This window comes from Deltaproteobacteria bacterium, assembly GCA_016874735.1.
Classification (GTDB): Bacteria; Bdellovibrionota_B; Oligoflexia; order Oligoflexales; family CAIYRB01; genus CAIYRB01.
This window is the reverse complement of record VGTI01000014.1, coordinates 51,453-77,847: the sequence shown is the minus strand read 5'-3', so window position 1 is coordinate 77,847 and position 26,395 is coordinate 51,453. Positions and strand designations below refer to the sequence as shown.

Genomic DNA, 26,395 nt, shown 5'->3' with positions numbered 1-26,395 from the left:
CTACAAAAAGCGCGGTCTCAAAAAACTGATTCACTTGATTCTCGGTGGCCGCGTGGACCGACTGATGCTCACTCACAAGGACCGATTGCTGCGTTTCGGAGCTGAGATCATTTTTTACCTATGCTCTCACTGCGGCACCAAGGTTGAGGTCACATGAAGTGGCCCCCGCAACGCCTTGGACATGAGGCACTAACCCACCCCGCATTTTATTGGGAAAAAAATTTATTCAAAGTGCGCGTCGCGCACTGCGCTTCCCAAGTTTTCTTCTGGAATTGGTCAGAGAATTACAGGTGTCTCTTTACTTTCGTTTAGACGCTCACCATTAGGAAGGAAATCCGCGTTCTAAAAAGGGTTGGTACATAAGTCTACTATCCTCTAGTCGCTGTCTGCAGCGATCAGCCAATTCATTTGCTCGGCCGATATCTTTGTCAAATATCTCGAATTCCTGAGGTGTTATTTCGTAGTATTCGTCACCCTCTGCAAGGTGATTGGTGACAGGTATTGACAGAAAGTATTTTCCTGAATTTTCTTCGACACCGATAGCGTATCGACCAATGCGGCTAAAGGCTGTGTCCCTGAATTTCATACTAAATTGACCTCATCAGAATTATTGCTTCAAGATATTTGAAACGTCCCAGGTTCCTTGTGGTGCCGAACTGAGGTCTACAACGGCTTCAGTGCTTCCGCTTGGAAGGATACCACCAGGTAGCCAATGAGAATTCGCTCCTGGCTCGTTTCCCGACGGTAAACGCAAACCAATTTTTTGCGGATACTGGATATCCAGTCGAAGAAGCGTGTCTCCGTCTAATGCGCCTCGATCATAGCCCAAATATTGTTCATAGGATCTCAGATCATTTCCACATTTTTCTATAATGCGATCAGCATCTCTTTTAGTTAATACGAAAGCTGTTCCATCGGTTTGTGCAGGTCCGTAGCGGTCAAACCTTTGTTTTGGTATTAATCTCGTCGCCCCCTCGTCAAACTTAGCTAAATGGGCATCTATATAACTCTTGGGTAGATAGGTCTCAGGCAGTGGTCTTTGGCCTTTGGGTGTGTTGATGATTTGGGCATAACGCTCGGGTCCGATGACTGAGATCGCATCGTCGCCGGATCTTACTAGTTTATCAGCTAAAACACCGACGTCATCTGGACGCATCCCGCCGCGTACCAGATCTTCGGCGACGGTACCGCTGCGGAGCTTTTGGGCGATATTTTGGCCGGTAAGTGCGGCTGGTGCGTAAGCATGAAGGAGCTTCAGGCCTCGTGCAGCCTCTATGACCTCCCCTGTCAATGTGGCGGCTACAGCACTGATTTCGGGTACCGCCGTCATTACGGCCGCAGCAGTGGCTGCCTTGGTGAGGCCGGCTCCGGCATAGAATGTGGCTAGCTCAAAAGTGACGCGGCCGACGACCTCGCCCTTTTGTTCCGCCGAGTAGCTTGGATAGTCGGTGGCGATCTTGGCGACCTGATCGTAGATGATCTGGTAGGTCTGCTCGTAATTCTTAATTGCGGTAGCAATGGCCGTAGCACTGTCGATGGGATGAGTGACCATCGTGGCGATGCCGTCTACCATCGATGCGGCGCCCTTGAAGGCTCCCGTTCCGGCGCCGGTGACGAAGTCCAGGACGGCGTAGGCGTTGTCGAGAGCTTGGTCAAAGCGCAGTAACTGGGCACGGATTACACGGTCAGTAAGTTGACGGACGGCGACCGATGCAGCCAGATACATACTCTCGCTAAACTGATCAGGGGCAATTGCCGCAAGGCGGTTACTAACGCGGGCGGTTTGGTAATCCTCGTAAGTGCCTTCACCTATACTGATGCCAAAACGCTGGCGCGCCGCGTCCGAGAGGGTGATGCTGCGGTAGGTCGCAAGTCTTGGGTGATTAGTAGCGTAGTCTAGTTTAGCGCGGGCTCGATTGAGGTAACGGTCACCCAGTAGTTTGGAGCCGCTGGCTAGATACTGGTCAGCCAGGGCAAGGGTCCCGACAATGTGGCCAAGCTCAGCGGCACGACCATTTTGACTATCTTTACTATCCTTTGCGATGTGTCCTAGCGTCTCGTTCAGGACTTGCCTCACGGCCCGTCCTACGGGAGACCACTCGTCCGTCTTTAGGGTGAGGTGACCCGGTACACCTGCTGCTAAGGCCCAGCTACTGACTAGACCTCGATCGTCGGTGACTGAGCGCAGTGCTTCTTGGTATTGCTCACGGCGGGCGTCACTGGTCGTGCTTTGCGCTAGTCCAGCGAGAGCAGAGATGCGCTCGCCCAAGGCAGCGGGTTCGCCGCTCGTTCGCATTTGGGCGAGGCTTCTGCGCTCCTTGGCTATAGCCTCTGCGGGCAGCATGCCCTGCCTCAGACGCGCGATCTCGTCCTCGGTTTTTGTCAATGCATCTTGAATAGGCTGCGGCCTAGTCGTCATCCGCAGCGCCACAGCGTCGGCTTGGTCTCTCGCCCCGTTTAGCGTTGCAAGCGATGCCGCAACACTGCTAGTGGCCTCGCCCAGAGTGACGCTGCCCTCGGTCTGGATGCGGCGGATTTCAAGCTCTACAGATTTATTGGCCTCGGTGACTTGATTGATCGATATTTTGACGGCTTCGATGGATTGTTCGATGGTATCTAAGATCAGGGCACGCCGCATGGCGCGATCGGCGGCGGCTCGTTCATCAGTTTCCTTGCGGCCTCGTACCAGAACGTCGTAGGCGTAGCTTACCATGGCGCCTTGCTGCTTCAGGGTGACGCCTATCAGATCAATGTTTGCTACTAGGTAGCCGATGGCCATAAGGCCACCGACTGCGTTTGAGCTAAATGCGTCTTGATTACCGGCTGAAGATGACGATGGTGGTGGGTAAAAGACCACGTACTCTCGGTCCCGACGTGGCTCGTATTTATTGACGCCGAATTTATCCATCTCGTTGCGCTCATCGACGGCGCTAATAGCAGGGGCTTGTTCATAGGATACTGCGACCATTTGGTAGCTCTCTGGCACTTGCGGGCCCTTGGCACATCGTCCTGTTTCGCAGTTTGCGGGCCCCGTGATAGGCGCTGCAGTTAACGACTGACGCACCAGGTCGCCGAAGATAGCTTTGTCAGACGGAGACAGGCGCTTGGAGAAGGTCGCTAAGTCTTTAATACTGCAGTCACGGTAGTAAAAGCTAACGGATTCGGTCTTACCATCAGTATTGCGCGTAAGATCGATGCGACAAACTTTGGCAAGTGCTGTCTCAGCGAAAAAGAAGGTGAATAAAGTAAAGAATATATAGTTGGCACGCGCAAAGAGTTGACGCATTCAGGGGCCTCACGTTGCCAGGATTCGGAGATAAATCTTGGACCGGGATCACATGTTCTGGTGAGGCTCTACGAGCATAAACTATGCCATCAATAAATAGCTGAAATCCCGTAAAATTTCATTTTTGCAAAGTGGCCAGGGATTTGGCGCTGGTGACACTGTGCATGCGAACAGTCACTAAAGCGCGTTATCCTGTTGCAGTCCATAGTCTTTTGAAAACCACGAAGATTACGAATCATAGCGCAGACAAAATCCATGCCCTTAGTAGTTGCTTCGTTTTAGCCTCGAAAAAAACGAAAAAACATTTCGTCAATTCCTTGGCCAATCAGCCAAAATCATAAACGCAATAATTTTCGTGAGCTAAATTTGGCACGGTTCGTGCTCAGTGAATGTTCGAATCGAAATTGTTTTTCAACCTTAGTGTATTAGGCTCGTAACCACCTAATTCAGTTAAATAGAGGGTGAATCGTCATGGTTTCTAAGTCGGCTTTTGCCTCTGCGTTAATGATATGTGTTCCGGCATTGATGATCTCATGCAAGCTAGGCGCTAATTCCAGTAAGGTGGCAAGCTCAAGTGGACCATGTGATGCATCTATTTTTGCTGCAGATGGTTGCGAGCAACAAACTGTGGATCGCAGTAGACGCATCAATTTGAACTTTGGGGTCAACGCTCTGCAAAAAAGCGGCGCTATTCAGGACAATCGATTGATGCTTGGTCCAGGGGAAACGATTATCGCCAACATCCCCTTCACAAATCCAGTCTACCATGCTGACATTTTGACTACCTTGAATGTTGAGTACAAGGAAGTTCAAGTAAGGCGACAGGAATGGAAAAACTGTGGATTCCTAAATGCTGAACGCTGCCGCCACTGGGTTGACCGTGACCGCGGCGTCGTGAGAGTGCAGCTTTTTATCGAGGCTAATGGGACTCGATATTTTTCGCCGACCTACGATACCAGTACTCTACCGGCAACGGATTGGTCCGAGAATTCGGATCTTTTACGAACTATGTTTGGACCCATAGCCTCTATGATGGACGGCAAGATCTTGGACAGCTTTCGCGACATGATGAACGGCTTGATTCCCGGACGTGATCTCCATACGGGCTGGCGAACCTTTACAGGAGCCGTGGACTCGCCGATTAACACCTCAATTCCACCTAATGCTACGGGTGGGAGTATTAAAGTTGGAGCCATTGTATCCGGCGCCGGACTCGCAAAACTTGCGCCATTCTCTCTAACAATCCAGACATTCAATGAATGATGTAATGGTTATTTTTAACTAACAATCCAAATGTGGTGCCGTGATGTCTATTACTCAAAAAAATATTCTGATCACAATGATGTTGATTTTAGCTACATCAGTCGGATGTCTAAAGAAGACGAAAAAATCCTCAGTTAAATCCGACAATCCAAAGCCAGGTACCGTCTGCATTACTTACCAGTCGGGATATGTCGCTTGTGATTAACTTTTTCCGACCAAATTTAGGTTTGATAACTATGTATCGATTCTTGACGTGTTTGATGACGGCCACCGTGATGGTGGCATGTGGCGTGAAAGATAAAAGGCCCAGTAGCATCAGTAGTGTGGAGGCTTATGGTGGCAACCTAATCTCCTGCGCCTTACAGGAGGCGTTTGATTGCTCTTTTAACGAATTTTTTCTTGATACGACGACTTATCCCCATGAAATGCGGTTTGAGATCGATGCCTCGTTCAGGTGCGGGTCAGCTGGTCACCCTCAGGACTATTTTGTTGGTTTTTTCTCTGAGAGTGATCAGATTTTTACAGAGATGCCAAGATTCGGACGGGATGGTGCTCCCCACCAAACTATAGTGGCTCGAGGCAAAGGTCCCCTAAAGTTTTATGATTCCGACAAAACTTGGACCAAGGGCAGCCCTAAGTATGAGCGTGATTGCACCATAGTGGTACATGAACTAGTCAGTCGAGATATTTCGGACGGTACAAAGGCTATATTGCGAGAAATCGTTGGCAAAAGCTTAGGTCCTCTTCAGCTTGATTACTCGCGAGCTGCTTCAATTAGCTCCCTAGTTGCGCTGTTAGATAGTTCGCTGACTAAACTTGATCTCGCCTCAGTGAAGGGACTCTTTACCAACTTTAAGAGCAATCTTGAGGCTCTCAAAGTATCGCAGGGTATTCAAGGTGATTGGGCGCCGGTATTTACCGAGATTGACCTTGTGCTAGCTCTTAATCCTGCTGTCGATCCCGAAGTTAAGTCGCATGTAGCGGTAGAGAAAGCTCTGGTCTCTATTCGTGATAATAATGAGGCCATGCTCAAATCCATTGCGATGCGACTAGGTAAGTATCTGGCCGATGCGGACGAGGTTTTGATGTTTGCACGGGAGGGGTCTGTGGCGGAGGAACGAGCGCAGATTGATGTAATCAAAAAGCAAATAACGAGATAATGACATGCGCACTAAAATTATAAAGCGAGCCGCGCTCATCACCTTGATCGGGATGTTTCATTTCCCAGAAGCTGTCTTTGCAAATCATTTCATGAGATCAGCGGAAAGCTTGATGGAATGGAATCGTAAGTTGGCGGCTAAACAATCAGAGCTGAAATTTAATCTTATGACGAGGATTGAGTCTGAGTACCTAAATGGTCTTGCTAAAGCTCTTAAGCCAAAGACCGACCTGTTAAGTAAGGAAAGCCAGGATTTAGACGGTATCGTCATGGAATTGAATGCTGCTACTTCATCGGTATCACGTGAAAGTTTTCACAATATTGCCATGATTCGCAGTCGCACTTTGGAAATATCCCGGCGCTCCGAAGATACCATAGAAAAGTCTCTGAGTATTGTGGATGGCATACTGGCGCAGAGGGACTTTTACGACGGTTTTTGCGAGCGTTTTGCGCCACTAGTTGATGCGTCTGAGGTCAAAGCAGACCCTTTCAACATTCCTATAAAGGGGTTGATTGACTACACCCGGTACTTCAGTATGGCCGGAAGTGGCGAAGACGGGACAGGTGTCACATATCTGCAAGCCAGTGGTGATCCCGTGGTTGAAGGTGCGGCCCTTTTCGGATTTGGGGCTACTGCTGCCGCAAGCGCAGGATTCTTACTTTATGAAACTGTGATACTTGGGAAGGCGCTCGGAGCGACTGTTAGTCTTTTTGGCGCAGGAAACGTTTTGTTATCAGTAACCGGCGCTGCCGCTGGCATTGCCATTGGAGGCGTAGCATTGGTGCTCGTCGGTGCAGCTCTATGGACTCAGTACAGAAATAATGAGCGCAAGGAAGCGGCCGAGCGAGAGAATCGTAAAATTGTAGCTGAATACGAAGCTGCGCGCGACTGGTATCAATCGCAGAAGATATCGCAGGCCGAATATCAAGATCTGGCCAGAAAACACTGTGAGAGTCCGGAATATGCCGGTGTGATAAAGGATCACATCAAGCGACTCGAAATACACATGCTCAATGCCTCGACTCTACGTGACAAGCTCTATGATTCACGGCGGACCTTGAGTCAAACGATTGGAAAAATTGACACAATATACAGCAACTTCAAGGAGCAGCTGGGTAAGCAGTATGGGAATGCCCTACTGCTGGTGGTAGAGCGGGAAGTTGCTCTCGAGGTAAAGACCAAGATGCTTTGGGATGTGTACAATAACGATATTAAAAAACGGATTGAAGCGACCAATGCAGCTATCATTTCATCAAAGTCCTGCGATGCAAATTACCTGAAAATTCAGGATCTCCGCCATGCCATTCAGGCAGTTTTGGGTATGTTGGATGAGGTGGGGGACGTCAATAGTTACACGGAAGCATTAACCGAGGTGAGATCACGCATTGATCGTGCGCTCACGCTACTTTCGGCAAAAGTTAGTTCTTGCGCTGGTAATTACAGCGGCAACGATATCGCCTTGTTTGATCTTTGAGGTGAATGCCATGAGGGATTTATTTTTTCTTCTTGTCTTGAGTCTATTGTTACCAGTTGGATGCCGTAATGGATCAAGACGTCAAGGTTCAGAAATAAAGGTTACGCGGGTGAGTGGCGACGAGGGCATGCATGAGCCCGTGCCTATATCGATTAACTGCAGACTGAGGAATAATGTTTCCTATGACCTCCATGCAAAAATTGATCGCCGCGGATTTGACTTATTGGTCCATACACTGGTTACCAAGAGTTATGTTGGATTTTGGTCGGGATCTCAAATAAATCAAGGTAAAAACTACGCCGAAAAGATAGCCCTCAGAGCGCATGAGATTGGGGCGCTTAGCGAATGTTTGGTGAGTCAAAATAAAGTCGGTGACGCTGGGCTCCTGATTCCCACGAATGTTGCCGCACCTGTAGTCTCAGTTCATGAAATGCAAGGACAAGTTTCTCCCGCAACCATAGATGCCAGGTCTGATTTCACGGAACAACGGCTCTTAAATCAATTTGCTCAGTTAGAGTCGGCTGTCGCCAGTCAGGATTGGCGTGCCACATACCACGGTATTGGGCAACTTCGCCTCGATCTAGTTACGGCTGCGAGGAACTCATTACTTGTCAGTAAAAAGTTGGATGAGATTGGCAAGCGAACGGAGTCGATCCACGCTAAATTAGTTAGGGGCGGCGTACTCATGTGTCCCGGACAAGTTCAGCTGATTGAGGATCCGCGACAGATTTCGGAATTCGAAGCAAAGCTTCTACGTAATCTTGCGAGTCAGTCGTGTTTTGTAGGGCGGTCCGCGACACCACAGGAATCGCTGCGATTTTGGGTGGCGGCCACTGATCTGCTCATGCCAGGGGCGATTACCAGTGTTTACTACGCGGCGCTTAATGCCAAGACGGGAGATGATCTTCGGCGTGTTTTCGTTGCTGCCCTGGCAAGTCAACGGACATCCGGTGGCTTGAAATCGTGGAGTGATGACATAACCAAGCTGCGCCAGTCCTCAGATGGCAGCCGTGAGGTTCTGCAGGCTTTTATAAAGGGCAAGCTTTTGACGGCATACCCCGACTTCTTTGCTTTAAATAGCGAGCTTCAGGACCAAATGCCCGCGGTCCTGGTCGACTATTTGTAACACCACGACTGTAGGGCACCACGAGAGAGATTAATCCTCGAAATCGCGGTCCATGACGGTCTTCCGTTTATCAGCACCGGCCTTTTCGATAGCGCGGAGGCATTCACGTTCGATAATTTTCGTGAGCGCATCCATCACCGAGGCCGAGGTATTCATACCGGCTTTATCTTTGATCAGTTTTTTAACCTTGCTAGCTACTACGAGTACTTCACTCATGTCGCGATCCTCCTAGCTTTTCTGTGAAAATCGATTGAGCATCTCCTGCCGCAACCAGTGGTCCATAATAACCAATATAGCCATCGCCTCAACCATCGGCACTGCGCGTGGCAGCACGCAGGGATCATGGCGGCCGGCCTTTGGCTTGAGTTTAACGGGACGTCCTTGGGCGTCGACTGTGTCTTGTTCCTTGAAGATTGTAGACACAGGTTTAAATGCCACGCGGAAGTAAATGGGCTCACCATTACTAATGCCGCCCTGTGTGCCACCGCTGCGATTGGTGACTGTGCGCACAGTGCCGTCTTTGACGGTAAAAGCATCATTATGCTCTGAGCCGAAAAGCTCGGTCGCAGCGAAGCCAAGTCCAATCTCAAAGCCTTTGCTAGCTGGTAGGCTTAACATGGCTTTGGCAAGATCGGCCTCGAGTTTGTCAAACACCGGCTCCCCCAGTCCGACGGGGACGCCTGTGATGACGCAGGTAATCGTGCCGCCGACTGTGTCACCGGCCTTTTGCGCACTGGTGATGATATCTTCTAGGCTCTGGCGCGATGTCGCATCTGGGCATCGGAGTGCGTTAGCCTCGACGACATCGCGAGTTACGGCAGTGGGGTCCGCGATTGTAGCCCGCACCCCCTTGACGGAGTCGACGTAGGCCACACATCGGAAATCCGGTAACTCACGCCGCAAAATCTGCTCTGCAACCGCTGCCGCTGCAACTCGCCCAATCGTTTCGCGAGCGCTGGCACGGCCGCCGCCGCTAGCTGACTTGACGCCATATTTAGCAAACGTCGTGTAGTCAGCGTGCGAGGGGCGAAAGACCGTATTCATGTCTTGGTAGTCCCCAGGGCGCTGATCCTCATTGCGGACAAAGAGGGCTAACGGTGTGCCTAGCGTAACTCCTCCATCGAGCCCTGATAAGCATTCAACCTGATCCTTTTCCTGACGCGGAGAGCTTAGCTTACTCTGGCCAGGACGCCGCCGGTTTAGCCAGGTTTGAACCGCTGCTAAGTCTAATTGGAAACCCGGCGGACACCCATCAATGACAACTCCGACACCGCCACCGTGTGACTCGCCAAAGGTAGTTGCGCGGTAAACATGTCCAAAAGTGTTTGGCATTGGGAGCCTCCTTTAGAAGAGGGCATCAAATCCGGCCGTTAAATAAGGCTGAAAGTCAGGGCGCTGCACGACCTTGCCCGCACCTATTCCAAGGTTAACATTGACGCCTTTATTTTCTAGATGCAAGTCTAGTGCATAACCGTGGGCAGCAAGCAATTTATCCCACCCGCGTCGAGGTCGCGCGCCATTCCAGCCAGCACCATAATTATAGAAGGCGGTGAGGTTTAGTTGCTCGAAATAAAGTAACCACCACGACTTATTGATGTCGGTGATGATCGGGACCGTATAGTCAGCCTTGATGCGCCCCTGTGAATTGGATTGGATCGGAGTGAAGAGGCCGCTATTGGCTTGACTGAGGGCAAACGAGTTTTGATTATAACCACCGCCGCTACCCGGAATAAAAGTCCTAAGAGGTAGGTAGTATTCGCGAAGTTCGCGCATTTTCTTGCCACGCGTGCGCGATCCATCGATCCCTAGACTGAGGCGTCCGGACCTTGGCATGGTGAATCCTGCAGTTACACTGCCACCGAGTTGATTGTAGTCGAACTGGCGATTAAAAAGCGCTGGTGCCACACGTCCTGATACTTGGGCACTGAGGCTCATTCTTCCAAAGGATCTGAACCAAGCAAAAGAGGCAGACGGCTCGACCAGATAACCCTGACGAATACCAGATGTGAATCCGATAATTGGGCGCAAGTGGCTGTATTTAAGTCCAAAACTCACGCTGGCCACACCGTCCCAAAGACGCATGCCGTAGGCACCCTGGAAGCGGCTGCCAATTTCGTCCATGTATTGAACGCGGGTGACTTGGCCATTCGATAGAATACCGTTGAAGGTATGCTGTCTAAACGCCGAAACATTTAGCGTTGGCCGCCAACGTGTCGACGTGAGCGAGATATCGGTATTGGGGAAATTACTGAAGAGACCGTAGAGAAAGCTGGCCTGCACGGTTTCGTTCTGCATATGGTCCATGAGAGGGACAGAGACCACCCCAAACTGGGGACCGTAAGCATCGTTGGCCCCAATCCATGGGAACATAAAGACTGGACGTGCGCGGTATGCCGCCGGCTTTATACTGTTGTCTGTGCCTGTCTCAGGTTGCACCGCTTTGTCCGTAGTTGGTGATGCGGACGCTTCAGCAAGTGCTTTTGTATTCTCCTCCAAACTCGGAGTCCGCCAAATTGAGGCTCCCTGAAGGGCGGTCGCTAGGTCAAGCGGCCCCTTTTGTAGCATGGCAAACTGTAAGGGCGACATTTGTCCGGTCGGCAAGGTACAGGGAACCACTTTTAGCTCACTGGGCTTCACCTTGCGAATATACTGATCTTGACCACCGTAAAGACCAAGTAAAAGCTCACCCGACGCTAGACCCTTCACATCTATGATATGATCCCGCACCAATGCCATACCCTGGCAGGTCCCATCACGCGTGTAGCGGCGCAGCGTCCGGCGATCTCTCTCGCCCAGGAGTAGCCATGTGTCACTCTGTTCGTTCTCAGAATTATCAGTAAATGCGGCTGCAATTGGCTGCCCAAGACCAGTTTGGAACGTCGTTTTAAATTGCCGCGTCGCGGCGTCAAAGACGCGCACTTCGTAAAGGGTGCCAGTCAACTTTGCTGTGCCGACGGAAAACCAAAGTTCTTGACTGAGTTTGTCGCCCGGTTTGCTGGCTCGTTGACCGAGGGGCCGGACCGCTTCTGGTAGACTTGCTGTAAGCGGACAGTTGACGGCACCGCCATCTTTACTGACCAAACAGAAGCTAGTGTGTGACTCTTCTTGCTCGTACCATGCTAGGTCTCTCGGCAATTCCCAGAGTTTACTCACCAGCCCTTTACGTTTGATAGTAAACGTTTTTGTTGGTGTGGCGCCGGGCTCGACGATTTGTGTCCAAGTGATCGTACTCATGTCCTGCGGCGCGTCCGGTAGGTACTTGACAATGCCAACGTAAGACTTGCCCCTGAATGCTGTGAATGCTTCATGGTCTCTGGTGACGGGGGCCTCTCGCTTGGTGTCGATAGCCCAACCAGATTTATCGTCAAACACCAACGAGCTAAAGGCGAGACCTTGATCTCCAGAGGTGAGAATCTCAGAGATTGAGCCGTCCGAAGTCCAGCCACCTAAGCCGCGAAACGCGAGCTTTGGCGCTCGCTCGCTCACAAAAAACGGACCATCAAAGGCAGACTTCCAATGCGCGGTGGCGGCAGCTTTGTAGGCGACGTATAGGTCGGCACCATCAAGGCTGCGGAAATCTTTCATTGCGTGATCAATCGGCATGTGACCTGGGATCACTGACACGGGCCAGTACCACGGCCACAGATAATGCTCGTAGTCGCTCAGTAAAGTGGGGAGTTTGTTGGCGTCGCCACTACGGAGAATGTAGGAAACGAAGGCCCCTGACGTGGCATAGCCGCGCATGGCAAAATTTCCAGACGAATAAAGACTATGCAAGCGATCGTAAGTGGGCCAGTCACCCGACAAGGCTTGGTAGCGTTCGATACCGGCGGTCACGTCCGATCCCACGGAGACACTGGTCATCTCTGCCAGGCCTTCTAGAAACCACGCGGGCATAGGAATGAGCGGCAAGAAGTTGTAGCCACGGCCAAGAAATGTATCAAACTGACGGTACATCGTCGCATGGGTGTACTCATGCCATGCGAGTTCCTTATCGCCCTGGCCGCCAGTTTGGATTTCTAGGACATCGGTGATCGGATTTGCAAACGATGCGTTGGTCGTCTGTGCCGACATAATGACGGGGAGGGGATCAGTACGATGCTGCCCAAGCCAGGATTCAACATAAGGACGGGCGGCTTCCAGCGCATTCAGCGTCTGCTGACCCTCGGCCGGTGCGCGGTGGTCCAGGTATATATAGAAGTGATCAGACTTGACCTCATCGTACTTGAGGTCGCCTTGATTCACGCCGAATCCGATCGGTAGTGCCTTTGCCGTGGTGTTGATCCAGGTGGCCGATAGGCAAGCGACGGTGCTCGCTGCGAGTCTAGGCGAGACGCGCACGGGCTGCCTCCAAGTCTTCCGGTGTATCGATACCTCTGGCACCATGCGGGGTCGGTTCTAGCCAAAGGCGCCAACCTGCCTCGAGGGCACGCAGTTGCTCGAGCTTCTCGATGAGCTCCAGGGGAGACGGTCCTAGCGCCACAAAATCCATGAGGCGCTCGCGCCTGAATGCATACACGCCGAGGTGCTGATAAAAATGCCGCGGTAGATTACCATCGGCGTGTTTAGTGCGGTCGTAGGGTAGCGGGGCGCGGGAGAAGTAAAGCGCATAGCCGGTATGCGCCCGGACGGCCTTCACAACGTTGGGGTCTGCCGCCATAGTCAGATCCGAGGACGGGACCACTAGCGTGCCCATGTCGGCATCGTGGCGACGGACCATGGCTCCCATCAAGCCTTGCAACGCCTCCACGTTGACGAATGGTTCGTCGCCTTGGACGTTCAGGACAAAGGCTTGGGAGTGTGTGGCGGCGACCTCAGCGCAACGGTCCGTACCACTGATGTGATGAGCTGCGGTCATTGCAGCGGGGATCCCCTGGCTACTGCATGCTGCTACGACCTCTTCCGCGTCTGTGGCCACGAGCAGCTTGGCACCCGCGGCTTTCAAGGGTGCGAGGTTCTCGGCGACCCGGACGATCAGTGGTTTGCCAGCAAGGTCCGCCAAAGGCTTACGTGGCAACCGTTCCGATCCGAGGCGGGCAGGGATAACGACCAGCCAGTCTTGTAGTGATTGCAAGGCCATTGGTACTTACAAATATTCCCGGGAGCATAGCTTTATTAGGCCCCCATCTTGCCAGTGTGTGGTCGACGTTGTTACCATGGTAGTATACTCTTAACGGTAGAAAAACCTTATATAAATTTCGCCAGTCGCGCCCTTACGGAGGAGCTGCCTAGTGGCTACGTCTCCCAAGCCCCAAAAGCCACCGGTCCTACAGTACGACGAGCAGCTCGTAAATCTTTACGAGGAACGCTACCTGCCGCATGTCGATCGCGTGTATCGATTTGCGTTTGCGTTAACGCTGAGCCTCGAAACGGCTTACGCTTGCGTGAAGGCGACGTACCAACAAGCAGCAGTCAAGCTGCCAAGCACCAAGCATCTAGCAGAGACGGGAATCCTGCCGTTGCTAGTGGAAACATGCTGGAAGGTTTACCAGGACGCTGGCTACAGCCAGAGTTCAGGGGGAAACTCAGGATTAAGCAGCGCACTGAAGCCACTGAGCATCAGCGAGCGGGCCTCACTCGCAGCCGTCGACGTGGTCGGTTTATCGACCGCCGATGCGGCGAAGGCATTAACTTGGCCCGAGGTTGACGTGCGGCGTAACTTGGCGCAAGCAAGGCGCACCTTAATCCAGGACAAGCCTCAATTCTGATACTCACTTTGGGAGCATGCGATGGCAGTTACGGCCGGCCAACTGAGTGACAACGATATCCTCTACGGATATTTGCCTGAGTATCTCGACGGAGAGCTACCGAGCACGATCGCGCCCAAGTATGAGCAGCTCCTGCAGACTGCTGGCAAAGAATCTGTGCTCGAGGAGTTTCAAAGCTTGCGCGGCCGTCTGCAACTGTCGATGCAGAGTTACTATCTGCGTGATAGGGAGCAGAGCGAGCTGGCTGCGCTGGTACAAGATCCGCGCGTTAAGGCGACTGTCGAGAACGTTAAGATCGCGGAACTCGAGCGCGGTGTCGCCGTCAGCACCATGGTGCGCCGTGTAGCTATGGTGGTATTTGTCGTGGGCCTCGGCGTCGCGGCTTACTGGCAGTTTGGAAAGACCAGTGATAACACCTTTAAACCGTTAGAGTATCTAGGTTACGAGGCGCTAGCACTCGAGGAAGCGTCGCGCGAGCGGCTGAATCTGCCGAGTCATGAAACCAAAGAGGTGAGCCAGTACCTGGCAAACTATCCAGGTCTAGACTTTAAGCCGCGGATGCTCAGAAACGTACCAGCATCTTGGGAGCTCGAAGGCGCCACCGTCATCGACTACGAGGTCGCCAAGGTCGTTGTGGTCATGTATGACCACCGGACGAGTAAAAACAACGAGAAGATCATCCACTTCTCCTTTGCCGGCCGCTTGAGCGACCTGCCGCGATCGGAACCCGGTAATATGCGCGGGCTCATTTATCAAACCTACGCCTCCAACGATCAGAACATGATCGCCTGGCAATCGGCACCTAATGTCGTCAGTATGCTGGTCGGTCGGCGTAGTGCCGATGAGCTGGCTGAGATCGCCGTTGCTGGCCACAATAATTAGCGGTAAGACTAGCCGTCTAAATCCCGAAGGACCAACGGAGTAGGACGGTTAGCCATGAACGATATGTTTCGTGACCATCTGCGCCACGAGCTGGCGCAGCTGAAGCATCAAGGTCTCTATAAGAGCGAGCGCGTGATCACATCGCCGCAGGGCGCGGTGGTGACCACCGGTGGCCGTCAGGTTTTGAACCTTTGTGCTAACAACTACCTGGGACTGGCCGGCGATCCCCGTCTGGTTCAAGCGGCAGAGCAGGGCCTAGAGTCCTTCGGTTACGGTCTGGCCTCAGTCCGCTTTATCTGCGGCACGCAGTCTGTGCATAAAGATCTCGAGACGCTCGTCGCCAACTTTGTCGGCACCGAGGATGCGATCTTGTACTCGTCGTGTTTTGATGCCAACGGCGGGTTATTTGAGACGCTGATGGGGGAGGAAGACGCGATCATCAGCGATGAGCTGAACCACGCGAGTATAATCGACGGCATTCGCCTAAGTAAGGCGAAGCGTTGGCGATACCGCAACTGCGACCTCCATGATCTTGAGGAAAAGCTGCGCGAAGCCGCCGGCTGCCGCTTTCGTATGGTGGTGACCGACGGCGTATTCTCCATGGATGGTTCGATAGCCGATCTTAAGGGGGTGGTCGCACTAGCCAAACGCTACGGCGCTCTTACCGTGGTCGATGATTCTCACGCCGTTGGTTTTGTCGGCAAACACGGGCGCGGCACTGCCGAACACTGCGGTGTTTTTGGCGAGGTCGATATCATCACGGGCACGCTGGGCAAAGCTTTAGGTGGGGCCTCGGGTGGTTACACGGCCGCAAGCAAAGAGATTGTCGACTACCTAAGGCAGAGGTCGCGACCATATCTATTTTCAAACACACTGGCCCCATCGATAGCATCGGCCTCGATTTACGCGCTGGAACTCATCCGCACGGCTGATGATCTCAGGACGCGCTTGAATGCCAACAGTAAATACTTTCGCAGTGCGATGACCAAGCTTGGGTATCAACTCCTGCCTGGTGAGCACCCAATCATTCCGATCATGATTGGCGATGCCGTTAAGGCCAAGGCTTTGGCCGAGGGTTTACTGGCCGAGGGTGTCTACGTGATTAGCTTCTCGTTCCCCGTGGTACCGAAGGGCAAGGCGCGTATTCGTACGCAAATGTCGGCGGCACACAGCCACGAGGATTTGGTGCGAGCCGTCGAGGCCTTTGCCAAAGTGGGACGTGAGCAGGGAATCATCAGCTAAGTATACGTGCGGTCACAGTGTGATCGACGATGGGGGAATTCATGACCAACGCGCCAGGCACCGCCAAGATGATGAAGGCTCTCGTAAAGGCCGAACGTGCTAAAGGACTCACGATGCGCCAGGTCCCAGTGCCACCCATTGGGCCTAACGATCTTCTGATCAAAATCAAAAAAACCGCCATCTGCGGGACAGACCTGCACATCTATAACTGGGACGCTTGGGCGCAGCGTACGATCCCTGTGCCGATGACGGCGGGCCACGAGTTTTTTGGGCATGTGGCCGAGGTCGGCAACGCGGTGACCGGCTTTAAGGTCGGCGATCGCGTGTCTGGCGAGGGTCACATCACTTGTGATCGTTGCCGTAACTGTCGGGCTGGGCGGCGCCATCTTTGTCGTAATACGATCGGAGTCGGCGTCAATCGCGACGGCGCTTTTGCCGAGTACCTAGCGATTCCTGCGAGCAACGCTTTCAAGATCGCCAGCAACATTCCCGACGAGATCGCCTCGATCTTCGATCCTTACGGCAATGCTGTGCATACAGCTCTGTCGTTTGATCTCGTGGGCGAAGACGTGCTGATCACCGGCGCTGGGCCCATTGGTATCATGGGTGTGGCGATAGCCAAGCATGTAGGAGCCCGGCACGTTGTCATCACCGACGTAAATGAATACCGACTCGATCTAGCTCGCAAGGCCGGTGCCACACGCGTCGTCAATGCCAAGACGGAATCGCTGAAGGACGTCATGCGCGAATTAGGTATGACGGAAGGCTTTGATGTTGGGCTCGAGATGTCGGGCAATGCCGTTGCCTTTCAAGACATGCTGCAGTCGATGAACAACGGTGGCCGTGTCGCCATCCTGGGTATCTTCCCCGGCGAAGTCGCTATCGACTGGAACCTGGTTATCTTCAAAGGTCTAATACTTAAAGGTATTTACGGCCGTGAGATGTACGACACCTGGTACAAAATGGCGAGTATGCTGCAAAGCGGCCTCGACATTAGCCAAGTGATCACCCACCGGTTCTCAGTCGACGACTACGAAAAGGGATTTGCCGTCCTAAATCAGGGAGCTGCCGCGAAAGTGATACTTGATTGGGCCTGAGGTTTCTGCCATAGTGGGAGCCTCATTTGGCGGGGTGTAGCGCAGTTGGTAGCGCGCGTCGTTCGGGACGACGAGGTCGCAAGTTCGAATCTTGTCACCCCGACCATTCTTCATCTGTCCTCTGCGTGGGGAAAGTGAGAATGGTAATTGAGTTAAGGGTTTGAAAACAATGAGCCTGCTCTAAGGTCCCCTAACTGGTGTTTCACGAAATTTCAGCTTTTCCCTGCCAATTCCCGGCCACAATATCGCGATGCTAAGGCCAAGTTCTCAAGTTCACGGGGGCTGAATACAGCTAGCCAAATCCATACCTACATATGCCCATTCAATAGCCTGAATGAATGGTTTTAGGTAGATTGCGGAGAGCGGCAGTGGGTCCCGGCAAAGCAAGATTTCGAGGAAATTTGTGCTATTTTCAGAGAAATGCGCTAAATTTTCTCTGAAAATATGCCGATATCCGAGATGAGGCTTACTCACTTGGGAGACCCGCTATGACCAGTCAATCCCTTACCAAACCAGCCACCAACCCTGGCCTGCTTACCAAGAGCGAGCGGCCTTTGACGCCCTTAAGCCTGCCAGAATTCCAGTACGAACCGGCCCGCTGGTCGGTCACCCGTACCGAGAATGTTGAGCAGGTGGCCGAAGCTTGGCAAAAGTCACCCAACTTAGTACGGATCTTTCAGGACCCTAAATTTGGCTCCATGCAGATGGCGCTTTTGCGAAAAGATCAGCTCGAAACCCTCATCAAGGCGCTGCGCAACTGGAAGCATGGCCAGACTGCCATGCAGATTGATGTTGAAACTCTGGTCGAAGCTATGGGGTTGGTGCAGACGCTTGTTGCAGAGAAGAAGCCAGAGATGCCCGAAGAAGTGGTCACGCCGCTGACCCAGGCCGTCAACCTAATGGTGAAACTATGGACCAAGGTGTCGTCTACCATCTTAGTCAAGGCGCCGTCCCAAGTGGTGGAACCCTCGCCGCTTAGCCCCGAAGAACTCCAGCAGCTTGAGGACTATCATTCAGGACAAAGAGACTCGCGCGGCCGATATGTCCGAGGCGGTGGCCATCCGTAGCTGCGGCCCGACCGCTTGACGACCACAGCGTGATCTGGGAAGAATCGCGGGTCACGGAGGATGTTCTGATGCGGCTCAGAGTCAGCAAGACCCACATCAACTCAACCCCCGAAGAGTTTCCGCTCGAGGTGCGGTTGGAGGTGTCTAGATGCTGAATGAAATCACTGCAGCGCTTGCGGCCATCAAGGGTAGAGGGTCATTCGCGACCGACCTGGTGTGTGGATCGGCCGGATTACACATCGATGTTCAGGGTGTCGGTCCGATCCAGTTCCCGATCTCAGCGGCCACAGCTCGAAAGCTATGCACCGTTGGTAGGCCAGCGCCGTTTGGTCGTCGCAACCAGACCCTGCAAGACAAGCGTGTACGCGACACCTCGGAGATTGCTCCCGAGCTGATCAAGATCGAGGAACGAGCTTGGCGAGGCGATCTTGAGCCGATGCTAGCGAGAATCCAAAGTGACCTCGGCCTTCCCGATGATGGCTCACTTGATGCGGTTCTCGACAAGCTGCTCGTTTACGGGCCCGGCCAATTCTTTGCGCCACACCAGGACTCCGAGAGGTCCGACGACATGGTCGGATCGCTCATCGTAGAACTGCCCTGTCAGCACGAAGGTGGGAGTCTCACAGTTCAGCATCATGAGGAGAGCAGAATTTTCCGCGGACGCAAGCGAGGACCCAAAGACTGCGCGGTCTACGCGTTTTACGCCGACTGCAATCACGAGGTGAAACCGGTCAAATCGGGGTACCGGGTGACGCTGACCTATCATCTGGTTTTTAAGAGTGGGGACGGACTCAGGCACGGACATCAACCTGTACGGTCGCAGCGCCTTGTTGGGGCTGTTAAAGAATATTTCTCGACGCCAGTTGCGACACCCTGTTCAAGGCCCCCGCGGCAGAACCACGACCGTCTCGTCTATCTGCTCGATCACGAGTACACGCAGAGGGGCCTTAAGTTCGCCCAGCTGAAGAACATCGATCGTTCGCGGGTGGAAGCTTTGGCTCACGTTGCCGAGAGTCTTGATTGCGAGATGTACCTAGCGCTCGCCGATGTTCACGAATGCTGGTCCTGCGAAGAAGATGAACTCACCTACGGTTACCGGCGGCGGCGTTACAGCCGCTGGCGATACGACGAAGATGACGAGACGCATGATGAACCTTCCAGCGGCAAGGCCGATGATTACGAACTCATCGACCTAGTTGCCTCGGACGTTGAACTTCGCCATTTCGTCGACCTTAAGGGGAATGCGGCCACGGGAATGTCCGTTGAGCCGACCAATGCTGAAATATGCTTCACGCGGGCTTCGGACGAGCTGGACCCTTTCAAGTCCGAGCACGAAGGCTACATGGGCAACTACGGCAACACTGTAGATCGTTGGTACCATCGCGCCGCGGTCATCATGTGGCCCCGTGAGCGGAACTTCGTGATCCGCGCCAAGGCAACGCCATCCTGGGCGATCAAGGAGCTGAGATCTCTGATCAAGGCCGGCAATTTGGAGGACGCGAGATCCAAGGCAAAAGACCTGTTGCCGTTTTGGGAGGCTGTAGCAGATCGGGAAACCACTGCTGGATTCGTTCATGGCGTTTTCTCGGTCGCTGTCGCGATGACTTCCGATACGGCATTCGGTTTGCTGGCACCGTTTGGACCGGAGCGACTCGACGACAAAGTCGTCCCGATCGCCGTTGACTTGATCGAGTGCTATGGCTTTGAATGGGGTAAGCGCCTATTCATCGCCTGGGAAAAAGACACGCGTTTAGATGCGCCCCAGTGGCTTCCCAAGTTTCCTGCGCTCGCTCAGGCGTTGGTTGCTAGTAGACCCCACGGAGCGACGTTGATACGTTGGCTCGTTAAGCATGAAGCGGAAAAATTCCGGCGTCGTCACGCTGGCAAACTTAAATCTGCCGCGCCATTTAGCGATAAAACTATGACTAAGAGGTACTTGGACGACCTTGCGTCACACTTTGTTGCCGCGGCGGTAACAGGCGCAAGCAATGTGCGCGACGAACTGATCGCCATACTGACGAGTCCCGATCAGGCGCTAGCGCCAGAGTTGGCTGCAGACCTGCTGGCAAGTTGCTTGGAGGCCAGTCGGCCAATTGGGGCGCGGGACCTCGGATTGCAGCGATTCTACGAGCATGTGATCGGGCAGCTCGAAATGGCGATAAACACCCCAGTGCGTAACCCCGATAATTGGTCCATTCAGCCCCCGAAGGGGTGCTCGTGCGACCTGTGCAAGGAGTTGGCCTCGTTTCTTCGGGCCAGCACCCGCGTCAGATTTGAATGGCCGCTGTCCAAAGAACGTCGCTTTCACATCCATGGCATCATTGATCGCCATCTGCTGCCAGTGACTCATACAACGATTCACATGGGTAGTCCGCACAAACTGGTGCTGACGAAGCAGGAGGCGCTGTTTGCGCGGGATCAGGTGCAGCGTGAGCGACAAAAGGAGTGTCTGGTTTGGTTGCGGGACCGTGAGGAAGCTTTTCGGTCTGGATGGTAGGGTGTTCAACTCACCTTCGACCGCCGCTCCTAGGAGTCCCGGACAGCTCGGCAGCCGCACAAGCCCATCTCTCGAAGCCGAAGGCCGTCCCGTACCGGAGCGAGTGGCCAAGGAGCTGCGCGGCTTTCTCACATGCGGCATTCTGCAGTACGGCTTCGTTCTGGCATTCTGTCCGGGGTGCTTTTGTCCCAGCTGTTTCGGTAAGCGGATGGCCGAGTCGGTCAAGCACCTTGTTGACCATGTGCTGCCACATGCGCCGTATCGACAGTGGGTGTTGACGTTCCCGTTTCGAGGGCGTTTACCGGACGCCGGCGACAGAGGGCGTCGCGCCGCGCCTCCACGCGCTCGCCGGTCCCAGTGACGCGGATTTGGCGAGCGTCGTGGACAAGATCGCCAAGCGCACCGTCAAACTCCTGCGCCGTCACGGCTACTTGGATAGCGACGCGGAGTTTGTCATGCGCCCGGACGCTGACGAGATGTTCCAGGACAACGCCGCCATGACCGCGGACTTTGGCGCCGGAGTCCAGAGCAAGATCGCGCTCGGCCCCCGCGCCGGGCACTTCGTCCGCAAGATTGGCAAGGGGTTCGGGTTCGAGGAGGAGACGCCGCTTGTCAAAGGCACCAAGTGTGCCACCATCAACGGCTTCAACCTCCAGGCCGGCGCATTCGTCAGCGCCACGAATCGGCGGCACTTCGAAGAACTCGTCGCCTACATGACCCGGTCACCCCTCGCCACCGACCGGCTCAGCGTCAACGACCACGGTGACCTTGTTTACACCATGAAGCGCGTCTTCTCGGATGGTACACGGGCAATCCTGTTGTCGCCCATGGAGCTCAGTCAAAAACTCTGTGCGATGGTGCCTCCTCCCCGCGCGCACTAAACGCTCGACACCGGCGTCATCTCGCCGCACAGCAAGTGGCGCAATCTGATTGTGCCGGGTCCGAAGGCCCGTAAGGGCTTCAACCCTGAAACCGTCGACAAAAAGAAGGTCAAAAACCACCGCCGCGCGAAACTCCTGGGGCGCATCTTCTAGATCGACGGCGGCACCTGTCCCAAGTGCGGCACTGAGATGGACATCCGCGCCGCGATCCATGACCCAGGGCGACCTCGAGCAAAGTTTCGCAGAGGCCCGGGGTTCACCTGAGGATGAGGTTCAGTCCGCTTATGATGACCTCTGATACGGCCTTCGGACCGGTGCGCCTCGGAGATGTTAGTGTCACAGAAAATCCACGAATTTCCCTAAGCAATGACTTTTCAGAACGGATGTTGCGAATGGAAATTTTGATCCAGTCAAACGCATATTTTCGTCGTAGTCTGGAGGGAGGCCCTCGTAGTACTCGCAAGGTTGGTTGTCGTCGTCCCCTGTGATCGTGAGCCTCCTCACTCCGTCGACCCTTTGGGTCGGCGGGTCTTGGGATGATGCCATGAGTGCTTAAGGATCATCCTCGAATCAATCGTCTCGCTTGCTCGTCTAGAGGCTCCAACCAACAAGTGAGGTCATTGATGTTTAAAGGCGCCAATGCAGAGAAAAATAAACACCTGTGGTCCAAGGTATTGGACATTGAGGTACAACTTAAACACCTTCTGGGTGCTGAACAGGCTGGACGGGTAGCCACTTAAGACCTGTGCCACGTGGGTGCCTGATGAGGTGTGAACGATAGTCTGCGCACTGGAGTTATTCTGCCCGCTGGCTATTTGCAATTGCTCCCACGATTGGTCGGTGATGCAGTTGGCGGAGTAGGTTCTGACAAAGGTTGGAATGCCGTTGCCGCCTCCTGCGATGGAGATCGTGCCGGTAGAGCTGATGGCTGGTGCAGCGATGCGGCTATTCGCAGGATGGGCGCTACTGACCAAATGCCAGGAGGAGGCTACGGAGCAATTGCTGGTGCAGAGTAGCGTACTGAAAAGTGAGTTGTAGCCATCACGCTGGGTCAGGGCTACTGCCACATGCTGACCGTTATTGTAGACCGTTCCAAGACCACGCCATTCGACTGCCTCAGGCGCAACCAATTGCGCATAGAGACATTGACATATCATACACATATTTGTTACACCTTGTGTGTATGGAGTTACACCGTCATGAAGCGCACTAACCTTGTTATTGATGAAAAGCTCCTGACCGAGGCTAAACGTCTCTTGGGAGCCAGTACCCAGTCAGATGCAGTCAATCAAGCGTTGGCTCAGACGATTCAGTTACTTAAAATTCGACGCTTAGCTGAATTCTTCGGCACAGGCGCTTGGGATGGCAGTCTCCCTGCAATGCGGGAAGATCAATCAAAGACCAAGAAGCGACGCGCCTAAATGTATTTGGTCGACACATCGATATGGATCAATCTGTTTAGCAAAAAACCTCGTTTTCATCTCGAGGTTGAGCAGCTATTTCAACTTGCCGTAGCACCTCCCATCGTGCAGGAGCTAATTCAAGGGCTTCCTACGGGCTCATCCTATGAGCAGATGAGATCTTCCATTTTGGCGTTACCGTGCAGTCCTGCGGTGGTGACTATTGATCATTATCTTAAGGCCGCAGACATCTACCGGGCGGGGCGGAGACGAGGTTTGACCATTAGATCGTCGGTCGACTGTTTGATAGCCGCGTTGGCTTTAGAGGAAAAGCTACCTGTATGGCATTTGGACCGTGATTTTTCGGCAATCGCAAGTTTCACGGATCTACATGTGACGGAATATCCATGGTGACCTTCCATCCGATGCCTTGGTACGGCATATCTCTTAGTCGATTTACGAGACACGTTTGCATCGCCAGTCTCTGTCCGTTTTTGATTGGCTGAAAGCCAATGGTAGGACATTCACCCCCTTTATTGCCACAATACCCCCACACCCCTTACCAGTGCCAACCTGCCACCCCCATAACCCCGATCTAGCCCTGAAGTTGATAGAAGTGGTGAATCTCGCACGTCAGGACGACGCCATCGTTGGCTTAATGGAGCTTTTGGGTGAAGAGCCCGAGGAAACGTCTGAACGATATGATTGACCGCCACGGTGGTGTTAGCAAAGTCGCCAGAAAGGTGGTAACGCCGCAGCCCTCGCTCAGTCGCCTGCTTAATTCAGCCTCGATGCCTAGGCATGTGACAATGTATAAAATCGCTAATGCGCTTGGTCTGCCGGAGACCGAAATCGCATCTGAGTGGAGCCGGTAAGCAGAAAATTTTGTATACGCTTGGCGTACGCAGAAGGTTCGAAATCGACCCCAAATGCCGGCAGAAAACGGTAGATTGACTCTAAAACTTTGGTTCGTGAATTCCGTGATTTATCTTGAGTCTTAGCTTGATGCGAAAAATGCTATTGCTGTATTCGACTCCCGTCGCCTCCACCAAAATTTATTTAATTATAAACCCATGATGGAAAAAGCTGTCGCCTAGGAATGCCGCGGCCCTTAGTGGGCTACTAATTATGGGAAATCAAGCCGACCTTTTACGCTTGGGACGCAATGGGGCAGCCTTGGCAAGGAGTGGATAGGCATGCGGTTGAGTTAAAGATTCAACATGCAGGTCAACATCTAGGTCCGGCCATCTCAAATGGCCCTTATGCGGTGTTTCAACATAGAAAATCGCTTTAGCTGGCGCGGTTTGAAACCAAGGGTAATCGGCAAAAGGAGCAAAGTACTCTACTTTGTCTACTAACAGCCAAATACCATGTTTGGTGACGGCCGATACTTCAGGCTTTGAAGTGCGTGATCCAAGCCGTCCGGATTTCTTTTTCATGCTGTTCCACCAGTTTTTGTAACAACCCAACTTGACGCTTAGTTAATCCATGCGCTGACGCGAGGGCGATGATCGGCTCTATCCAAAACTTTGCTTCGCCACTTGGCGAGGACACGTGGACATGCAAACGCGGCTCCTCACGCGAGAAGAAGAAGAATCGATAAGAGCCATGTGTAAAAACTGTCGGGCTCATAACCGCCTACTCTCATTTGACATACAGCAATCAACACATAATACTTGATGGCTACCCACCATGCAATTATTTGATCTCTAAGTAGCCCCTACTTTTGACAGCTAAGCCGGCGAAAACTGGCTCTCACCTGATCACCAACCCAGTGTGGAGACCTTCTTTGAGTCATAGGGCCCTTGTGTCATTGATCACGGACCATGACCGCTTGATGCAATGGCGTTAGCTCAAGATTATAGCTTAAGTAAACTTTAAATCGGCCGCGGCATACTAGGTTTGCTGCCGATATGACGCCCGGCTGCGCGCATTGCTGCAGCACCCAAGGCGATCATTGTTATGCCGCTAACCAGGATATCTATGCCGATAAGTGTGCCAAGAACCCAGAGGCCGGATGCTGGCCAGCCCAACATGATCATCCCACCCAATGCAAACGTCGCAATACCGCTAATGAGCAACCACGGCCAGTGGCTTGGCAGCATAGCGATTGCCGCTAAGATGCGCACAACGCCTTGCACCATGAAGATGATCGACAGCATCAGGGTGATGCCGGTGGCCGCGGCAATTGGCTGACGTAGTATGAAGCTGCCAACAACTATGTAAACGGCTGCAGCGAGCACGTCGAGTAGGGCTATATTCCATCGCCGAGCGACAAATGCACCTATGCCAAACATGCAGCCGCCAACAATCATACATGCGCCAACAAGATAGACCGAAGCAATGGTTGCTGTGGGAAACTGAATACAAGCGGCCGCACCAACCAACACCAATAAGGCACCAAGACCGATCATAAGCGGACCGCTTCGTCTGCTAGCATCGTGGTCGCGGTCTAAGGTAGCTGGGATGAACTCAATGGCAAACAACCGTTCTGAGTTGCCTCTCATAAATTAACCTCCTGAACGAGTCGCTGACGCAGTTATGGCTCCTAGGAAATCCCACCAGCAAAAAGTACGCCAGGGACTGACCAGACCATTTTTGGGCAAATGACGCTGCAACACTAATCAGCGTCTGCTGATGCTGACTGCGTAGGTAACTTAGCCAGAGTTCTACTGCGAATTGCGGTGACAGCGCATTTTCGCTAGATTAGTTAATGAAAATCTTGGCCACGGATTAATCCGAGGACATTAAGAACGGCATCTCGCGCCCCTGCTTAGAGAAGCTCGTTAAGTTCTTATTCTTTCGCAACCTTATCAGTGCGGACCATAATCTCATCGCCTATGCGCTTGCCCACTAAGGCCCGCCCAAGCGGAGTCTGCGGTGTAAGTGTGATTATGGACCCATGAACCTGCTCGTCGGAACTCTGGAGCGTGTAGCCGCCAGCTACCTGGATGAGAAAATACCAGCAAGTTGTATGTTCTGTGCTTAGTTTGACTAGCGCGGTCAGGCCAACAACGTCATGACTTTGGAAGCATCGCGGAATCATTGCGGTCACGAGGTCTAAAGCGGCTTGGAGTTGCGAGGCCCGCGCCTCCTGAGCCCCGGCCAGATAGGAGGCCTCCAATCCGCGGGGGGGATCGTACTTATTCTCTGGCTTGTTTTCGGTGTGAGTAGCGGCATCATGTGCTGCGGCTGCGGCGATACGAAGAGCGTTTAGTTCAGCCCCTAGTTTGGATGATAGTAGTTCATATAATTGCGAATTACCGCTCAACATGACACTGACTAAATACATTGTTGCGTCAAAAGCCGTGT

At 53.1% G+C, this 26,395-nt stretch carries 25 protein-coding genes and 1 tRNA gene; 16 read left to right on the top strand and 10 right to left on the bottom strand.

The window, feature by feature from the left end:
• Window positions 1-607: 607 nt before the first annotated feature.
• Window positions 608-3,286 carry a hypothetical protein gene (locus FJ146_08745; GenBank protein ID MBM4252044.1) on the bottom strand — a complete coding sequence of 893 codons (2,679 nt, stop codon included), beginning with the start codon at window positions 3,284-3,286 and terminating at the stop codon, window positions 608-610.
• Window positions 3,287-3,757: 471 nt separating this feature from the next.
• Between FJ146_08745 and FJ146_08740 the strand changes: the two genes are divergently transcribed.
• From FJ146_08740 to FJ146_08725, 4 genes are all read left to right on the top strand, one after another.
• Entirely contained in the window at window positions 3,758-4,549 is a 792-nt protein-coding gene (locus FJ146_08740; protein MBM4252043.1) for a hypothetical protein, read from the top strand.
• Window positions 4,550-4,785: 236 nt separating this feature from the next.
• Window positions 4,786-5,709 carry a hypothetical protein gene (locus FJ146_08735; GenBank protein ID MBM4252042.1) on the top strand — a complete coding sequence of 308 codons (924 nt, stop codon included), beginning with the start codon at window positions 4,786-4,788 and terminating at the stop codon, window positions 5,707-5,709.
• A 4-nt stretch (window positions 5,710-5,713) separates the two neighbouring features.
• Entirely contained in the window at window positions 5,714-7,183 is a 1,470-nt protein-coding gene (locus FJ146_08730) for a hypothetical protein (protein MBM4252041.1), read from the top strand.
• Window positions 7,184-7,193: 10 nt separating this feature from the next.
• Window positions 7,194-8,309 (top strand): hypothetical protein, encoded by a 1,116-nt coding sequence (locus FJ146_08725; GenBank protein MBM4252040.1) that lies wholly within the window; start codon window positions 7,194-7,196, stop codon window positions 8,307-8,309.
• Window positions 8,310-8,339: 30 nt separating this feature from the next.
• On the opposite strand, the gene FJ146_08720 is transcribed toward FJ146_08725, so the two are convergent.
• The 4 genes from FJ146_08720 to kdsB are packed head-to-tail and all read right to left on the bottom strand — an operon-like array spanning window position 8,340 to window position 13,389.
• Complete coding sequence (locus FJ146_08720; GenBank protein ID MBM4252039.1) at window positions 8,340-8,525, bottom strand: hypothetical protein; 186 nt, start codon at window positions 8,523-8,525, stop codon at window positions 8,340-8,342.
• Between the two features lie 12 nt (window positions 8,526-8,537).
• Window positions 8,538-9,641, bottom strand: a complete 1,104-nt coding sequence (gene aroC / locus FJ146_08715) for a chorismate synthase (GenBank protein MBM4252038.1) — start codon at window positions 9,639-9,641, stop codon at window positions 8,538-8,540.
• 12 nt (window positions 9,642-9,653) lie between these two features.
• Window positions 9,654-12,650 carry a hypothetical protein gene (locus FJ146_08710; GenBank protein MBM4252037.1) on the bottom strand — a complete coding sequence of 999 codons (2,997 nt, stop codon included), beginning with the start codon at window positions 12,648-12,650 and terminating at the stop codon, window positions 9,654-9,656.
• Window positions 12,634-13,389 carry a 3-deoxy-manno-octulosonate cytidylyltransferase gene (gene kdsB, locus FJ146_08705; protein ID MBM4252036.1) on the bottom strand — a complete coding sequence of 252 codons (756 nt, stop codon included), beginning with the start codon at window positions 13,387-13,389 and terminating at the stop codon, window positions 12,634-12,636. The genes FJ146_08710 and kdsB overlap by 17 nt, the downstream gene beginning before the upstream one ends.
• A gap of 151 nt (window positions 13,390-13,540) precedes the next feature.
• Between kdsB and FJ146_08700 the strand changes: the two genes are divergently transcribed.
• From FJ146_08700 to FJ146_08660, 9 genes are all read left to right on the top strand, one after another.
• Window positions 13,541-14,017: a hypothetical protein gene (locus tag FJ146_08700; GenBank protein MBM4252035.1), complete on the top strand. Its 477-nt coding sequence runs from the start codon at window positions 13,541-13,543 to the stop codon at window positions 14,015-14,017.
• Window positions 14,018-14,038: 21 nt separating this feature from the next.
• Window positions 14,039-14,899 (top strand): hypothetical protein, encoded by an 861-nt coding sequence (locus tag FJ146_08695; GenBank protein ID MBM4252034.1) that lies wholly within the window; start codon window positions 14,039-14,041, stop codon window positions 14,897-14,899.
• Window positions 14,900-14,953: 54 nt separating this feature from the next.
• Complete coding sequence (locus tag FJ146_08690; GenBank protein ID MBM4252033.1) at window positions 14,954-16,141, top strand: glycine C-acetyltransferase; 1,188 nt, start codon at window positions 14,954-14,956, stop codon at window positions 16,139-16,141.
• A 71-nt stretch (window positions 16,142-16,212) separates the two neighbouring features.
• Window positions 16,213-17,238, top strand: coding sequence for an L-threonine 3-dehydrogenase (locus FJ146_08685; GenBank protein ID MBM4252032.1), 1,026 nt, complete (start codon window positions 16,213-16,215; stop codon window positions 17,236-17,238).
• Window positions 17,239-17,268: 30 nt separating this feature from the next.
• Window positions 17,269-17,344: transfer RNA gene (locus FJ146_08680), tRNA-Pro, on the top strand.
• A 382-nt stretch (window positions 17,345-17,726) separates the two neighbouring features.
• Window positions 17,727-18,305 (top strand): hypothetical protein, encoded by a 579-nt coding sequence (locus tag FJ146_08675; GenBank protein ID MBM4252031.1) that lies wholly within the window; start codon window positions 17,727-17,729, stop codon window positions 18,303-18,305.
• Window positions 18,306-18,453: 148 nt separating this feature from the next.
• On the top strand, window positions 18,454-20,802 hold the full coding sequence (locus FJ146_08670) for a 2OG-Fe(II) oxygenase (protein MBM4252030.1): 2,349 nt from the start codon (window positions 18,454-18,456) through the stop codon (window positions 20,800-20,802).
• Complete coding sequence (locus FJ146_08665) at window positions 20,714-21,163, top strand: hypothetical protein (GenBank protein ID MBM4252029.1); 450 nt, start codon at window positions 20,714-20,716, stop codon at window positions 21,161-21,163. Before FJ146_08670 ends, FJ146_08665 begins: the two co-directional genes overlap by 89 nt.
• Before the next feature lie 7 nt (window positions 21,164-21,170).
• Window positions 21,171-21,683, top strand: coding sequence for a hypothetical protein (locus FJ146_08660; protein ID MBM4252028.1), 513 nt, complete (start codon window positions 21,171-21,173; stop codon window positions 21,681-21,683).
• A 617-nt stretch (window positions 21,684-22,300) separates the two neighbouring features.
• Here FJ146_08660 and FJ146_08655 read toward each other — a convergent pair.
• Window positions 22,301-22,846 carry a hypothetical protein gene (locus tag FJ146_08655; GenBank protein ID MBM4252027.1) on the bottom strand — a complete coding sequence of 182 codons (546 nt, stop codon included), beginning with the start codon at window positions 22,844-22,846 and terminating at the stop codon, window positions 22,301-22,303.
• A 36-nt stretch (window positions 22,847-22,882) separates the two neighbouring features.
• Between FJ146_08655 and FJ146_08650 the strand changes: the two genes are divergently transcribed.
• The 3 genes from FJ146_08650 (at window position 22,883) to FJ146_08640 (ending at window position 23,958) form a co-directional block, all read left to right on the top strand.
• Entirely contained in the window at window positions 22,883-23,104 is a 222-nt protein-coding gene (locus FJ146_08650; GenBank protein ID MBM4252026.1) for a type II toxin-antitoxin system VapB family antitoxin, read from the top strand.
• A complete protein-coding gene (locus FJ146_08645) occupies window positions 23,105-23,497 on the top strand; it encodes a PIN domain nuclease (GenBank protein ID MBM4252025.1) in 393 nt (130 codons plus the stop codon).
• Window positions 23,498-23,754: 257 nt separating this feature from the next.
• Entirely contained in the window at window positions 23,755-23,958 is a 204-nt protein-coding gene (locus FJ146_08640; protein ID MBM4252024.1) for a helix-turn-helix transcriptional regulator, read from the top strand.
• Between the two features lie 261 nt (window positions 23,959-24,219).
• Here FJ146_08640 and FJ146_08635 read toward each other — a convergent pair whose 3' ends face one another.
• The 4 genes from FJ146_08635 to FJ146_08620 form a co-directional block, all read right to left on the bottom strand.
• Window positions 24,220-24,522 (bottom strand): DUF2442 domain-containing protein, encoded by a 303-nt coding sequence (locus tag FJ146_08635; GenBank protein ID MBM4252023.1) that lies wholly within the window; start codon window positions 24,520-24,522, stop codon window positions 24,220-24,222.
• Window positions 24,476-24,715, bottom strand: coding sequence for a DUF4160 domain-containing protein (locus FJ146_08630; protein MBM4252022.1), 240 nt, complete (start codon window positions 24,713-24,715; stop codon window positions 24,476-24,478). The genes FJ146_08635 and FJ146_08630 overlap by 47 nt, the downstream gene beginning before the upstream one ends.
• Window positions 24,716-24,960: 245 nt before the next feature.
• Entirely contained in the window at window positions 24,961-25,590 is a 630-nt protein-coding gene (locus FJ146_08625; GenBank protein MBM4252021.1) for an HdeD family acid-resistance protein, read from the bottom strand.
• 287 nt (window positions 25,591-25,877) lie between these two features.
• Window positions 25,878-26,375, bottom strand: coding sequence for a GreA/GreB family elongation factor (locus tag FJ146_08620; GenBank protein MBM4252020.1), 498 nt, complete (start codon window positions 26,373-26,375; stop codon window positions 25,878-25,880).
• Between the last annotated feature and the right edge of the window lie 20 nt (window positions 26,376-26,395).

Coding starts and splice junctions, on each gene's coding strand:
- FJ146_08620 (MBM4252020.1), bottom strand. CDS start 26,375: ATGTATTTAGTCAGTGTCATGTTGAGCGGTAATTCGCAATTATATGAA.
- FJ146_08735 (MBM4252042.1), top strand. CDS start 4,786: ATGTATCGATTCTTGACGTGTTTGATGACGGCCACCGTGATGGTGGCA.
- FJ146_08675 (MBM4252031.1), top strand. CDS start 17,727: ATGACCAGTCAATCCCTTACCAAACCAGCCACCAACCCTGGCCTGCTT.
- FJ146_08695 (MBM4252034.1), top strand. CDS start 14,039: ATGGCAGTTACGGCCGGCCAACTGAGTGACAACGATATCCTCTACGGA.
- FJ146_08730 (MBM4252041.1), top strand. CDS start 5,714: ATGCGCACTAAAATTATAAAGCGAGCCGCGCTCATCACCTTGATCGGG.
- FJ146_08745 (MBM4252044.1), bottom strand. CDS start 3,286: ATGCGTCAACTCTTTGCGCGTGCCAACTATATATTCTTTACTTTATTC.
- FJ146_08740 (MBM4252043.1), top strand. CDS start 3,758: ATGGTTTCTAAGTCGGCTTTTGCCTCTGCGTTAATGATATGTGTTCCG.
- FJ146_08690 (MBM4252033.1), top strand. CDS start 14,954: ATGAACGATATGTTTCGTGACCATCTGCGCCACGAGCTGGCGCAGCTG.
- FJ146_08630 (MBM4252022.1), bottom strand. CDS start 24,715: ATGAGCCCGACAGTTTTTACACATGGCTCTTATCGATTCTTCTTCTTC.
- aroC (MBM4252038.1), bottom strand. CDS start 9,641: ATGCCAAACACTTTTGGACATGTTTACCGCGCAACTACCTTTGGCGAG.
- FJ146_08655 (MBM4252027.1), bottom strand. CDS start 22,846: ATGTGTATGATATGTCAATGTCTCTATGCGCAATTGGTTGCGCCTGAG.
- FJ146_08650 (MBM4252026.1), top strand. CDS start 22,883: ATGAAGCGCACTAACCTTGTTATTGATGAAAAGCTCCTGACCGAGGCT.
- FJ146_08625 (MBM4252021.1), bottom strand. CDS start 25,590: ATGAGAGGCAACTCAGAACGGTTGTTTGCCATTGAGTTCATCCCAGCT.
- FJ146_08720 (MBM4252039.1), bottom strand. CDS start 8,525: ATGAGTGAAGTACTCGTAGTAGCTAGCAAGGTTAAAAAACTGATCAAA.
- FJ146_08635 (MBM4252023.1), bottom strand. CDS start 24,522: ATGAAAAAGAAATCCGGACGGCTTGGATCACGCACTTCAAAGCCTGAA.
- FJ146_08645 (MBM4252025.1), top strand. CDS start 23,105: ATGTATTTGGTCGACACATCGATATGGATCAATCTGTTTAGCAAAAAA.
- FJ146_08725 (MBM4252040.1), top strand. CDS start 7,194: ATGAGGGATTTATTTTTTCTTCTTGTCTTGAGTCTATTGTTACCAGTT.
- FJ146_08670 (MBM4252030.1), top strand. CDS start 18,454: ATGCTGAATGAAATCACTGCAGCGCTTGCGGCCATCAAGGGTAGAGGG.
- FJ146_08685 (MBM4252032.1), top strand. CDS start 16,213: ATGAAGGCTCTCGTAAAGGCCGAACGTGCTAAAGGACTCACGATGCGC.
- kdsB (MBM4252036.1), bottom strand. CDS start 13,389: ATGGCCTTGCAATCACTACAAGACTGGCTGGTCGTTATCCCTGCCCGC.